Source organism: Marisediminicola sp. LYQ134 (genome assembly GCF_046599635.1).
Lineage (GTDB): Bacteria > Actinomycetota > Actinomycetes > Actinomycetales > Microbacteriaceae > Marisediminicola.
In genome coordinates this window covers 47,654-60,517 of sequence record NZ_JBKIWP010000001.1, presented here as the reverse complement: position 1 = coordinate 60,517, position 12,864 = coordinate 47,654, and the positions used below count along the sequence as shown (strand labels likewise).

Below are 12,864 nucleotides of genomic sequence, written 5' to 3'. Positions count from 1 at the left end.
GCGGATATGCGCGCGTATCCGGGGACCAGGCGTGGAGTTTCGCCCGAACGACGCTCGGTAATATCGCGACCATGTCACTCGCGTCCTCTCTCGTCGTCGTGGCCGTGACGGTCGGAATCGTCGTCGCCGGAGCGCTCATCCTCGGTTTCGTGTTGCTCGTGCGCCGCGGACGGGGCGACACGGCAGCGCGTGGCGTGACTGTCGATGATCGCGACACCCGCGCACGCGTCGCGCTCGTGCGCCTCGACGACGAGGTGCAGGAGGCGGCAGACGAGCTCGCGTTCGCCGTCGCGCAGTTCGGCGAGGAACGGTCGCGCGCCCTCTCCGACGCTCTCACCGCCGCCCGACTGTCGCTCGTGGAGTCGTTCGCGCTGCAGCAGAAGCTCGACGATGCGACCCCAGACACGGCGACGCAGCAGCGCGAGTGGCGCGCTCGCATCCTCTCCCGGTGCGAGACGGCGAGCTCCACTCTCGCCCGCGAGCGGCGGCAACTGGACGACGCGCGTCGTCTCGAGCGCCGAGCGCCCGACGAGATCGACCGACTCACGGCCGAACTCGAGGCCATCGAAGGTCGGGTGGGCGAGGCCGACCGTGCCCTCGCCCGGCTCGTCGAGTCGTTCGCGCCCGCCGCCGTCGCCCCCGTCGTCACGAAGCCCCACGAGGCGCGCACTCGGCTCTCCGACGCCCGCGCGCGGCTCGAGGATGCCCGCGCGGGAGCCGACGTGGGCGGAGCGAGCTCGATCTCCGGCGCGGTCGCCGACGCGGAACGGATGCTGCGCGCCGCCGATCGGGCCGTGAGCGAGGTCCACGAACTCGACGCATCCCTCGCGCGGTCGACCGAGCACCTCGCGACGGTGCTCGCGGAGGCTCCCGCGATGATCACCTCGGCGTCGACCGTGCGCGACTCCCCACCCGACCCCGAGACGGGTGCGCGTGTCGGCGAGGCCGTCATCGCCCTCGAGAGCGTTCTCGCGCGCGACCCGCGATCCACTCGCCGTGACCCCGATGCGGCGACGGCCGACCTCGAGTCCGCGCTCGCGGCACTCGACGCCGCCGTCTCGCGTGCCCGCTCGGAACAGCAGCGGCTCGACCACGCACGCGCGGCTCTCGCGGGGGCGCTGCTCACGGCGCGGAGTCAGATCGCCACGACGGCGGCGTACATCGGCCATCGCCGCGGCACGGTCGGCGGCGAGGCGCGCACCCGTCTCGCCGAGGCCGAGCGCCTACTCTCGATCGCCGAAGCGGAAGCCGACCCCGTCGTCGCGCTCGACACCGCGAGGAGTTCGGCGACCTACTCCCGCGATGCCGACGCCCTCGCGCGCTACGACCTCGGCCGCTGAGGTCGCTGAGACGGGCGAGCGCGGCGACGGAGCGTCACGACGACCGGAATCTCCGCAACCGCAGACTGTTGGTGACGACGAACACCGACGAGAACGCCATCGCCGCTCCCGCGATGAGCGGGTTGAGCAGCCCGGACACGGCGAGCGGGATCGCCGCGACGTTGTAGGCGAAGGCCCAGAAGAGGTTGCTCTTGATGGTCGCGAGGGTTCGTCGCGCGAGCCGCACGGCATCGGAGACGACCACGAGATCGCCGCTCATCACGGTGACGTCGCTTGCGGCGATCGCCGCATCCGTTCCCGCGCCCATCGCGATGCCGAGGTCGGCGGCAGCGAGGGCCGCGGCGTCGTTGACACCGTCTCCGACCATCGCGACGACTCGACCGCTCGCCTGCAACTCGCGGATGACGTCGAGCTTGCCGCGAGGGGTGACACGCGAGCGGATGTCGTCGATGCCGACCGCGGAGCCGACGGCAGCCGCCGCCCCGGCGTTGTCTCCCGTGAGCAGCACGGGCGTGAGCCCGAGTGCGCGCAACCGCGTGACACCCTCGGCGCTCGACGGTTTGACCGTGTCGACGACCGTGACGACACCGCGGGTGACCCCGCCCCATGCGACGACCATCGCGGTCTCGCCGCGCGCCTCGGCGACGCGCAGGGCCTCGGCGAGGTCGTCGCCGAGGGCGCTCGCACCAGACTCCCGCACCCACTCGGCCCGACCGACGAGCACACTCTCCCCGTCGACGGTCGCACTCACCCCGTTGCCGTGCGACGCCGCGAAGCTCTCGGCCGGCGGCACGGCACTCCTCGCAGCGTCACCGCGCGCGCTCGCCGCCTCGACGATCGCGCGCGCGACCGGGTGCTCCGACCCGTGCTCGACGGCCGCGGCACGCGACAGAACGGTAGCCGCGCTCACGCCCGACGCGGCCGTGACGGTGCCGAGCGACATCCGCCCGGTCGTGACCGTTCCCGTCTTGTCGAGCACGACGGTGTCGACGCGCCTGGTCTGCTCGAGCACGTGCGGGCCCCGGATGAGGATGCCGAGTTGCGACCCCCGGCCGGTTCCGACGAGGAGGGCGGTCGGAGTCGCGAGACCGAGAGCGCACGGGCACGCGACGACGAGGGTCGCGACCGCGGCGGTCAGCGCGATCTCGATCGACCCGCCGACGAAGGTCCACACGAGGAAGGTCACGAGGGCGATCACGAGCACGACGGGCACGAAGACGCTCGAGACGCGGTCGGCGAGTCGCTGCACGTCGGCTTTGCCCGCTTGGGCGTCTTCGACGAGGCGGCCGAGTCGCGCGAGTTCGGTGTCGGCTCCGACACGGGTGACCTCGACGACGATCCGTCCGCCGACGTTGATCGTCGCACCGACGACGCGATCGGAGGGCGAGACATCCACCGGAACCGACTCGCCCGTGAGCAGGCTCGTGTCGACCGACGACGAGCCCTCGACGATGATCCCGTCGGTCGCGATCTTCTCCCCCGGGCGCACGACGAACAGGTCACCCACGGCGAGGCTCGCCACCGGGATGGCGCTCTCGACCCCGTCGCGGATGACGACGGCTTCTTTCGCCCCGAGCTCCAGCAGTGCGCGGAGCGCCGCGCTCGAATCGCGTTTGGCTCGAGCCTCGATGTAGCGCCCCGCGAGCAGGAAGAGCGTGACCGCCGTCGCGACCTCGAGGTAGATCTCGTGGGCTCCCCCGCCGGGCTCGGTGATGAAGTCGAACGACATCGTCATGCCGGGCATCCCCGCCATCCCGAAGAAGAGCGCGTAGAGCGACCACCCGAAGGCCGCGATGACGCCGATGCTCACGAGGGTGTCCATCGTGGTGCCGCCGTGCCGTGCCGCCGACCACGCCGCGCGGTGGAACGGCAGCGCCGACCACACGACGACGGGCGCCGCGAGCGTGAGCACGAGCCACTGCCAATTGACGAACTGCAGCGGAGGCACCATCGAGAGAACGACGACGGGAAGGGTGAGGATGGCGGTGACGATGAGGCGCTGCCGCAATCGCGCGGTCTCGGTCGTCGCGGTGGCAGCGCCTCCACCGGAGTTCGCTGACTCCGCCGACCCCGGCACCTCGGTCGGTCGCCGGAGCGTGCCGGTGTATCCCGCGGCGGCGACGGCCGCGAGCAGCTGATCGGTCGTGATCGAGTGGGGCGCGGTGATCGTCGCCTTCTCGGTCGCGTAGTTGACGCTCGCGTCGACGCCGTCGAGTCTGTTGAGCCCTCGCTCGACCCGGTTAGCACACGAGGCGCACGTCATGCCCCCGATGTCGAGTTCGACCCCGGCCGTCGCGCCCACCCCCGTCGTCGTCGTCGTCATCGGCTCACGAGCGCGGGGCGTCGAGGGTGTAGCCCGCTTCGTCGATCGCCGCGCGCACCTGGTCGATGTCGAGGGGCTCGGCGCTCTGCACCGTCACTGTGGAGGGGGCACCGACCACGAGATCGACCGTGATGTCGGTCACGCCGTCGAGGGCGCCGACCTCCTCGGTCACGCTCGAGACGCAGTGGGCGCAGGTCATTCCGCTGACGGAATAGTCGGTCGTGGTCATGCGGGGAGTCCTTTCACGGAGTGAGTGGAGTGAGTGGAGTGAGCACCGGTGCCGGTCACGAGCGCACGAGTCGCGCGATCGCCGCGGAAGCCTCGCGGATCTTCTCGTCCGCGACCTCGCCGCCCTCGCGGCTCGCCTCGGCGACGCAGTGGGTCAGGTGGTCGTTGAGCAGGGCGAGGGCGACGTTCTCGAGTGCTTTCGTCGCGGCGGACACTTGCGTGAGCACGTCGATGCAATAGGTGTCGTCCTCGATCATCCGATGGATGCCGCGCACTTGCCCCTCTGCTCGCCGCAACCGCTTGAGCAGATCCTCTTTGTCGTCGACGTATCCGACCATGCTTCCTCCAATACCCCTCACGGGTATCAGCAAGCATACCCCCTTGGGGTACCGAGGTGGTCGATGCGTCGGCGACGCCCTACTTCTCGACCTGCACGATCTCTCCCGACGCGATCTTGGCCCGGTAGCCGAAGATCTCCTTGCGGATGACGCGGGCCAAGAAGTAGAGCCCGAGGATGTTGGGAAGAGACATCGCGAAGATCATCGAGTCGGAGAAGTCGATCACCGGCTGCAGGGAGAGCGAAGCCCCCACCACGGTGAAGACGCAGAACACGATCTTGAACACGAGCTCGGCTCGAGCACTGTCGTTGAAGAGGTATCCCGTGGCCTTCATGCCGTAGTACGACCACGAGATCATCGTCGAGAAGGCGAAGAGGATGACCGCGACTGCGAGCAGGGTGGGGAACCACGGCGCGACAGTGGCGAACGCCGCCGACGTGGTCTCCACTCCCGGCTCGCTCGAGGTGTCGGCCCACGTTCCCGTGATCACGATCGCGAGAGCGGTCATCGTGCAGATCACGACGGTGTCGATGAACGGCTCGAGCAGGGCGACGAAACCCTCGGTCGCGGGCTCCTTGGTCTTGACCGCGGAGTGCGCGATCGCCGCGGAACCGACCCCGGCCTCATTCGAGAACGCGGCCCGACGGAACCCCTGGATGAGCACACCGACGATGCCGCCCGTGATCCCCTCCGGGTTGAAGGCGCCGACGAAGATCTCCCCGATCGCGCCGGGAACGGCTCCGAGGTTGAGGAAGATCACGGCGAGACATCCGGCGACGTAGATGATCGCCATGAACGGCACGATCTTCTCGGTCACCTTCGCGATCGACTTGATCCCCCCGATGATCACGGCACCGACGGCGACCGCGAAGACGAGGCCGATCACGAACCGCCAGTCGGCGAGGAAACCGTCTTCGCCACCCGTGACGTTGATGATCTGGCTCGTCGCCTGGTTGGCCTGGAACATGTTTCCACCGCCGATCGCGCCGCCCATGCAGCAGATCGCAAAGAACACGGCGAGCACCTTGCCGAGACGACGGTGGCCGATCTCGGCGAGACCGTCGCGCAAGTAGTACATCGGGCCGCCCGACACGGATCCGTCGGGGCGCTCGCGCCGGTACTTCACCCCGAGCATGCACTCGGCCATCTTCGTGCTCATGCCGAGGAAGCCCGCGAGGATCATCCAGAAGGTCGCGCCCGGACCACCGAGCGAGACGGCGACAGCGACACCCGCGATGTTGCCGAGACCCACGGTTCCCGAGACGGCGGTCGTGAGCGCCTGGAAATGCGACACCTCCCCCGCATCCTTCGGGTCGGAGTACTTGCCTCGCACGAGGTCGATCGCGTGCTTGAAACCGCGGATGTTCTGGAAACCGAGGTAGAGCGTGAAGAACGCCGCCGCGACGATGAGCCACACGACGATGATCGGCACCTCGACGAAGTTCTCACTCTCGGGGTCACCGAACGGGATCGAGTAGAAGATGATCCCGCTGATGAGGGTCGCGACGGGGCCGACGGCATCCGCGATCGCATCGTCGACGCTCGATGCACGCACCGCATCCGTGGCGCCCGCGGCCGTTGCTGCAAGGGCGGTGAGGGCGCTCACGGGATCACCGTCACAGGGGTCGCGGCGATCTGGATCAGTTTGGCCGGGGTACTCCCGAAGAGCACTTGCTTGAGCTTGGAGTCACCCGTGCGGCCCACGATGATGTGGGCGCCGTTGAGGCGGGCGGCCATCGACACGAGGACCTCGGCCGAACTCCCGTGCACGACCTCGGTCGCGGGGGTGACCTCGAACTCGCTCGCCGCCGCGAGAGCGGGCGAGATGATCTGCGATTGCGCCGCCTCGAGCTCCAGGGTTCTGCTCACCGAGCGATGCTCGTTCTCCGCGGGGGTCGTGAACGAGTACGGCGACCACGGGATGACGTGCACGAGGGTGAGCGTCGCATCCGACTCCGACGCGAGGCGAGCGGCGAACGCCACCGCCCGGCGACTGGATGAGCTTCGATCGACCCCGACGAGTAGTGACGACACTGTCTTTCCTCTCTTTTGGGCCCGCCCCTCCGGGGGAGCTCGACCCGCTGGCCTCGAGTGAATGCGTTCACCCTACGTCGCGACGGGGACCCAGACGAAGACGTAACCGGCAGTTAACGTGCGGTGGGCGAGCGGCAGGAGCACCCACCGAGCACGCACCGGGCAGGCAATAAGATCTCTCCCGTCGTCACGAGAGCATCGGTCGCGGTGCGGGAGCGGAATAGAGGTGGGCGTGGGGTCGAGCAGTCGCGTCGCGCGCACCGTGCGCGGTATCGCCGCCGCCGTCATCGCGACCCTCGTCGCCGGGGTGTTCCACGCGGCGGGTGGCGGCGCCTTCCCCCCGGCACCGATCCTCGCTCTCGCTCTCGCGTTCGCGGTGCTCCTGTGCATCGCCCTCGCCGGGCGTCGCGTCTCGAGCTGGCGACTCGTGCCCGCGGTCGTGGGGTCTCAAGCCCTCTTCCACCTCGTCTTCTCGATCGGCTCCCCCGCGTCGAGCGCCGGCCACACGGCGACCCCCGGCGACGCGGTCAGCCACGGTCACGCCGGGCACGCACTCGAGACCACCCTTCCGACGAGCGCCCTCGCCGATGCCGGCGCGTCGACGACGGCTCTCTCGCTCGATGCCGTGATGACCCTCGCCCACCTCGCGGCCGTCGTCGTCACGGTGCTCGCCGTGCGCTTCGGTGAGGCGGCATTCTGGTCGCTCGTCGACACGGCTCGCCTCGTGGTCGCGCCGCTCGTGCGCGTCGCGTCGGCGGCCATCGCCCTCGCGGTCGCGCCGGACATCCGCCCGCGGGGCACGCGGATCGACTCGCGCGGCTTCGTTCCCGTCGCCCGCGCCGACGACCTCTCGGCGCTCGGACTCCGTGGCCCGCCGTCGGTCGCCGTCTTCTAGAACTCCGGGCATCCGCCCTCGCGACGTCTCAGCTCGATCATCGATCGTGCGCGTCGCATCCCGACGACGGTCTCGTCGTCGACCATTTCTCGTGCCGCCTCGAGCGCGGCCGACAGCACGCAAGGAACACCATGAACACTCGCACCATCACCCGTTTGTCCGTCGCCGGCACCGCCGGTCTTCTCCTCGCCGTCGCGAGCCCCCTCGCGGCGAGCGCGCACGTGACCATCGACCCGGCGAGCGCCGAACCGGGGAGCTACACCGTCATCACCGTCAAGGTGCCGAACGAATCGGCTACCGCCGAAACCGAGAGCGTGGAGATCGCGCTGCCGACCGACACCCCGTTCTCGAGCGTGCGCTACGTGCCCGTCGCCGGGTGGACGACCGAACTCGTGCGCACGACCCTGCCCGAACCGGTCGAGGTCGAGGCGGGCGAGATCACCGAAGCCGTGACGTCGGTGGTCTTCACCGCCGAGCCGGGGTCGGAGATCGCCGACGGCGAGCTTCAGCAGTTCGAGCTCTCCCTCGGCCCGGTGCCCGACACGGGGTCGATCGTGCTGCCCGCGACGCAGACGTACACCGACGGCGACGTCGTGTCGTGGTCGGAGACCGAAGCCGACGCGCAGTACCCCGCGCCCGTGCTCTACATCACCGACGAGCCTGCCGGTGACGACCACGGCGCGCACTCCTCCGGCGACAGCGCGGACTCGAACACGGATGCGGCCGACTCGGCGAGCAGCGGGTCGACCGACGCAGGATCGACCGAGACATCCGCAGCGACCGACGTCGTCGCACGCGTGATCGGTGTCGTCGGTTTCGCCGTCGGCGCGATCGGAGTCGTGCTCGCCCTGCTCGCGCGTCGCAAGACCGCGAACTAGCGCGCGACCTCGCGGCCCGCACCGCTCCGGTGCGGGCCGCCCTCCCGCCGCAGGCCGCCGCCGCGGGCCGCGAGTAGGACCCCACCCGCGGCACGCCGCACCCACCGCGCCGAACCCCGCGCGCCGGCCGACGACTCCTACCCCGCGCACGAACCGCGCTAGTCACAGCCACACACGGCAGGATGAGCGCATGACCTCCCCCACCGTTCTCGTTGTCGGCGCCGGTATCTCGGGACTCGCGTGCGCTCGCGCCCTCCGCGACGCGGGGGCGACGGTGCGGGTCGTCGATCGGGGTCGCGCGCCGGGGGGCCGGATGTCGGGACGCCGGGTCGACGGTCGGGCGATCGATCTCGGCGCGTCCTACTTCACGGCCGAACCGGACAGCCGGTTCGAGGCGGTCGTGCACGACTGGCTCGCGCGCGGGCTCGCTCGCGAGTGGACCGATACGTTCCGCACGGCTGGCCCCGACGGCATCCGTGATTCGCGGTCGGGTCCGATGCGGTTCGCGTCACCCACAGGTCTGCGCGATCTCGTGATCGACCTCGCCGAGGGGCTCGACGTCGTGGCCGGGGAGACGGTCGAGGAGGTCACGCCGGCCACGGGTGACACCGCGTCGGTGTCGGTTTCCTTCACCGGCTCGACCGGCGCCGAGGGTTTCGACCACGTGGTGCTCGCGATGCCCGACCCTCAAGCGCGGCGGTTGCTCGCACCGGGGTCCCGCGCGCTCGACGTACTGCACGGCGCAGACGGGTGGCATCCGACGATCGCCGTCGCTCTGACCTTCGCCGAGCACGAGTGGGCGTCCGACCTCCACGGCGCTTTCGTCAACGACTCCCCCGAGCTCTCGTTCGTCGCCGACGACGGCGATCGCCGCGGTGACGGGGCGCCCGTGCTCGTCGCGCACTCGAGTGCCGAACTCGCCCACGCCCACCTCGACGACCCCGATGGGGCGATCGCCCCGATCACCGAGGCCGTCTCGCGGATGCTCGCCCTCACCGCCGCGCCCGTCGACGCGTTCGCGCACCGCTGGACTTTCGCGCGCCCGGCAGCACCCCACGACGACCCGTTTCTGCTCGACGACCGCGTCGGCGTGTGCGGCGACGCGTGGGGCGGCAAGGCGTCGGTCGCCGCGGCGTGGACCTCGGGCGACGCTCTCGGGCGCGCGATCGCTCGGGCGAGCGCGTTCCCGGGCTGACTCCGACCTGAGCGCCGCGAGCGCGATCATCGCGCGATGTCGAACACCGTCACGTTCGCGGCGTTCGCCCCGATCAGATCGGCGACGTCGAGGTGCACGGGATCGGGCAGGTAGGCGTCGCGGGCGTCGACGGTCGTGAAGCGCACGATGAACCCGTAGTCGTGAGCCCGTTCGAGGCCTTCCGTGCTCACGCTCGGACCCTCTGTCACCGAGTCGACCCCGGCGATCGTGGTCACGAAATCACGGACCTTCGCCCGCACCTCGTCTCGCGCTGCGATCGTCGCGGACTCGGCCCACTGGACGAGGACGATGTGGTCGATGGCGGTCACTGTCGGGGCTCCGATGCTGGAGCGCTCTCGGTGAGAGCGCGGATGAGGGATCGTGCGTCGTACGGTCCATGATGCCTCTCTCCGTTGATGAAGAAGGTCGGCACGGACGTGATGTCCATCGCCTCCGCATCGAGCACGTCATCGCGGACGCGCGCCGCGACCTCGGGCGAGTTGAGGTCGCGCTCGAACCTCTCGACATCGAGGCCGAGCTCCGCGGCCCGGCGCACGATGTCCGACGGCAACTGGTTCTCCTGGTCGGCGAAGAGGCTGCGCTCGTACTCGAAGAACCTGCCCTGGAGCGCCGCCGCCTCCGAGGCTTCGGCGGCGGCGACCGCGTTCGGTTGATAGCTCGCGAGCGACGCATGACGCCACACGTAGCGCACGCGGTCGCCGAGTTCCCGGCGCACCTCCTCGACCGCCCCGGTGGCCTTGAGGCAGAAGCCGCACGGGAAGTCGCCGTACTCGACGATCTCGAACGGCGCGTCGTCGGAGCCGAAGATGTGGTCACGCGACCGATCGACGGGCCGCACGAGCGTGTGCCCGACCGACTCGGCCGGCCGCGCGGCATCCGCGATCCTGAAGATCACGGCCGCGATCACGAAGGCGATGATCGACGCGGAGAGCACCCCCACGCGCGCTTCGTTGCGCACCGCGCCGGTGATGCCGACGAATTCGCCGATCACGAGCGCCGCGATGATGCCCCACGTGACGGGTGAGACGAGTGCCGCGGCGAGGATCCCGCCGCTCAACTGGACCCGGCCATACGGCACTCCTCGCGAGGGCGAAATGGCGGGGGTGCCCCCATCCTGCTCCTCGCGGGGGCGCAGTCACATCGTTTTCGTTCCGGTCTGAGCGAACATCGTCAGCGCCCGACGTAGGCCGCGAGGTGCTCCCCGGTGAGCGTCGACGAGGCCGCGACGAGGTCGGCGGGGGTGCCCTCGAACACGATCCGGCCGCCGTCGTGACCCGCCCCGGGTCCGAGGTCGATGATCCAGTCGGCGTGAGCCATGACCGCCTGGTGATGCTCGATGACGATGACCGACTTGCCGGAGTCGACGATGCGGTCGAGCAGACCGAGCAACTGCTCGACGTCGGCGAGGTGGAGGCCGGTCGTCGGCTCGTCGAGCACGAGAACGTCGCCCTTCTCCGCCATGTGGATCGCGAGCTTGAGTCGCTGCCGCTCGCCCCCCGACAGGGTCGTGAGCGGTTGCCCGAGGCTCAGGTAGCCGAGCCCGACATCGACGAGGCGGTCGAGAACCGCTTTCGCCGCGGGTGTGCGCGCCTCCCCCGTGCCGAAGAACTCGGCGGCGTCGGTGATCGGCATCGCGAGCACCTCGCTGATGTCGCGACCGCCGAGCAGGTGCTGCAGAACGGATGCCTGGAACCTCTTGCCCTCGCACACCTCGCACGTCGTGGCGACCGTCGCCATCATGCCGAGGTCGGTGTAGATCACCCCGTTGCCGTTGCACGTGGGGCACGCGCCCTCCGAGTTCGAGCTGAAGAGCGCCGGTTTCACCCCGTTGGCTTTCGCGAACGCCTTGCGGATCGGCTCGAGCACTCCCGTGTAGGTCGCGGGGTTGCTGCGCCGCGAGCCGCGGATGGCACCCTGATCGATCGAGACGACGCCGGGGCGTCGAGCGACCGAATCGTGGATGAGCGAGCTCTTGCCCGATCCGGCGACCCCCGTCACGACGACGAGCACGCCGAGAGGGATGTCGACGTCGACATCCCGCAGGTTGTGGGCCGTCGCCCCGCGGATCTGCAGCTCTCCCGTCGCGGGGCGGATCGTCTCTTTGAGGGCCGCGCGATCGTCGAGGTGCTGCCCCGTGAGGGTGTCGCTTGCCCGCAGACCCTCGACGGTGCCTTCGAAGCGGATCGTGCCCCCGTCGGTTCCCGCGCGCGGTCCGAGGTCGACGACGTGGTCGGCGATCGCGATCATCTCGGGTTTGTGCTCGACGACGAGCACGGTGTTGCCCTTGTCTCTGAGCCTCACGAGGAGCGAGTTCATCCGCTGGATGTCGTGGGGGTGGAGCCCGATCGTCGGCTCGTCGAAGACGTAGGTGACGTCGGTGAGCGACGACCCGAGGTGGCGGATCATCTTGGTGCGCTGGGCTTCGCCACCCGAGAGGCTCCCCGCAGAACGGTCGAGCGAGAGGTAGCCGAGGCCGATCTCGACGAAGGAGTCGAGTAAGTGCCGGAGTGCCGCGAGCAGGGGCGCCATGGTCGGCTCGTCGAGGGTCTGCACCCACGCCGCGAGGTCGCTGATCTGCATCGCGCACGCGTCGGCGATGGAGATGCCGCCGACCTTCGAGGAACGCGCCCCCTCGTTGAGTCGCGTGCCCCCGCAGTCGGGGCACGCCGTGAACGTGACGGCCCGGTCGACGAACTCGCGGATGTGAGGCTGCATCGCCTCCCGGTCTTTCGACAGGAACGATTTCTGGATCTTGGGGATGAGCCCCTCGTAGGTCATGTTCATCGACTGGAGCGACACCTTCGTCGGCTCTCTGTAGAGGAAGTCGGCGAGCTCGGTCTCGGTGTAGTCGCGGATGGGCTTCGCCGGGTCGAGGAAGCCCGACTCCGTGAAGATGCGCACCATCCAGCCCTCGGCGTTGTAACCGGGGATCGTGAGGGCGCCGTCGGCGAGCGACTTGGCGTCGTCGTAGAGCTGCGTGAGGTCGATGTCGCTGACCTTGCCCATGCCTTCGCAGCGCGGACACATGCCCCCGGTGATGGTGAATTCGCGTCGCTCCTTGACGGTTGCGCCGCCCTTCTCGAGCGTCACCGCGCCCGCGCCGGAGATCGACGCGACGTTGAACGAGAAAGCCTGGGGTGATCCGACGTGCGGGTCGCCGAGGCGACTGAAGACGATGCGCAGGAGCGCGTTGGCGTCGGTGGCCGTGCCGACGGTCGAGCGCGAGTTGGCCCCCATCCGCTCCTGGTCGACGATGATCGCTGTCGTGAGGCCCTCGAGCACGTCGACGTCTGGCCGGGCGAGCGACGGCATGAACCCCTGCAGGAACGCGCTGTAGGTCTCGTTGATCATGCGTTGCGACTCGGCCGCGATCGTGCCGAACACGAGCGAGCTCTTGCCCGAGCCCGAGACCCCGGTGAAGACCGTGAGACGGCGCTTCGGGATGTCGACGCTCACGTTCTTCAGATTGTTCTCGCGTGCACCCTGCACCCTGATGATGTCGTGGGTGTCGGCGACGTGCGGCGAAATCGAGCTCATCGGGTCTCCTCCGGTGCGGGCGGTGCTTGATTCAAGCAGGTGCACCCGACATCGGGAAAGGGCACGGCCAGCGGT

The 12,864-nt window shown here is 69.6% G+C and carries 12 protein-coding genes; 4 read left to right on the top strand and 8 right to left on the bottom strand.

The genetic code is table 11. The features are described 5' to 3' along the window. The first annotated feature begins 71 nt into the window (after window positions 1–71). Window positions 72–1,340, top strand: a complete 1,269-nt coding sequence (locus tag ACLHIH_RS00275) for a hypothetical protein (protein ID WP_411314724.1) — start codon at window positions 72–74, stop codon at window positions 1,338–1,340. Window positions 1,341–1,374: 34 nt separating this feature from the next. On the opposite strand, the gene ACLHIH_RS00270 is transcribed toward ACLHIH_RS00275, so the two are convergent. From ACLHIH_RS00270 to ACLHIH_RS00250, 5 genes are all read right to left on the bottom strand, one after another. Next, window positions 1,375–3,663, bottom strand: a complete 2,289-nt coding sequence (locus tag ACLHIH_RS00270; RefSeq protein ID WP_411314723.1) for a heavy metal translocating P-type ATPase — start codon at window positions 3,661–3,663, stop codon at window positions 1,375–1,377. 4 nt (window positions 3,664–3,667) lie between these two features. Further along, a complete protein-coding gene (locus ACLHIH_RS00265; RefSeq protein WP_411314722.1) occupies window positions 3,668–3,892 on the bottom strand; it encodes a heavy-metal-associated domain-containing protein in 225 nt (74 codons plus the stop codon). A gap of 55 nt (window positions 3,893–3,947) precedes the next feature. Continuing rightward, window positions 3,948–4,229 carry a metal-sensitive transcriptional regulator gene (locus ACLHIH_RS00260; protein ID WP_411314721.1) on the bottom strand — a complete coding sequence of 94 codons (282 nt, stop codon included), beginning with the start codon at window positions 4,227–4,229 and terminating at the stop codon, window positions 3,948–3,950. 79 nt (window positions 4,230–4,308) lie between these two features. Next, a complete protein-coding gene (locus tag ACLHIH_RS00255; RefSeq protein WP_411314720.1) occupies window positions 4,309–5,835 on the bottom strand; it encodes an alanine/glycine:cation symporter family protein in 1,527 nt (508 codons plus the stop codon). Then, entirely contained in the window at window positions 5,832–6,212 is a 381-nt protein-coding gene (locus ACLHIH_RS00250) for a universal stress protein (protein WP_411314719.1), read from the bottom strand. Before ACLHIH_RS00250 ends, ACLHIH_RS00255 begins: the two co-directional genes overlap by 4 nt. 283 nt (window positions 6,213–6,495) lie before the next feature. On the opposite strand from ACLHIH_RS00250, the gene ACLHIH_RS00245 reads away from it, so the two are divergent. The 3 genes from ACLHIH_RS00245 to ACLHIH_RS00235 all read left to right on the top strand — a co-directional run bounded on the left by ACLHIH_RS00245 (window position 6,496) and on the right by ACLHIH_RS00235 (window position 9,231). Next, entirely contained in the window at window positions 6,496–7,158 is a 663-nt protein-coding gene (locus ACLHIH_RS00245; RefSeq protein WP_411314718.1) for a hypothetical protein, read from the top strand. Between the two features lie 131 nt (window positions 7,159–7,289). Next, window positions 7,290–8,036, top strand: coding sequence for a YcnI family protein (locus ACLHIH_RS00240; RefSeq protein WP_411314717.1), 747 nt, complete (start codon window positions 7,290–7,292; stop codon window positions 8,034–8,036). A 190-nt stretch (window positions 8,037–8,226) separates the two neighbouring features. Next, the gene (locus ACLHIH_RS00235; RefSeq protein WP_411314716.1) at window positions 8,227–9,231 is read left to right on the top strand and encodes an NAD(P)/FAD-dependent oxidoreductase; all 1,005 of its coding nucleotides are present in this window, start codon (window positions 8,227–8,229) and stop codon (window positions 9,229–9,231) included. Between the two features lie 26 nt (window positions 9,232–9,257). On the opposite strand, the gene ACLHIH_RS00230 is transcribed toward ACLHIH_RS00235, so the two are convergent. The 3 genes from ACLHIH_RS00230 to ACLHIH_RS00220 form a co-directional block, all read right to left on the bottom strand. Next, window positions 9,258–9,560 carry a Dabb family protein gene (locus ACLHIH_RS00230; RefSeq protein ID WP_411314715.1) on the bottom strand — a complete coding sequence of 101 codons (303 nt, stop codon included), beginning with the start codon at window positions 9,558–9,560 and terminating at the stop codon, window positions 9,258–9,260. Further along, window positions 9,557–10,309 (bottom strand): thioredoxin domain-containing protein, encoded by a 753-nt coding sequence (locus ACLHIH_RS00225; protein ID WP_411314714.1) that lies wholly within the window; start codon window positions 10,307–10,309, stop codon window positions 9,557–9,559. The genes ACLHIH_RS00230 and ACLHIH_RS00225 overlap by 4 nt, the downstream gene beginning before the upstream one ends. A gap of 113 nt (window positions 10,310–10,422) precedes the next feature. Further along, on the bottom strand, window positions 10,423–12,789 hold the full coding sequence (locus ACLHIH_RS00220) for an ATP-binding cassette domain-containing protein (protein WP_411314713.1): 2,367 nt from the start codon (window positions 12,787–12,789) through the stop codon (window positions 10,423–10,425). Window positions 12,790–12,864: the final 75 nt, after the last annotated feature.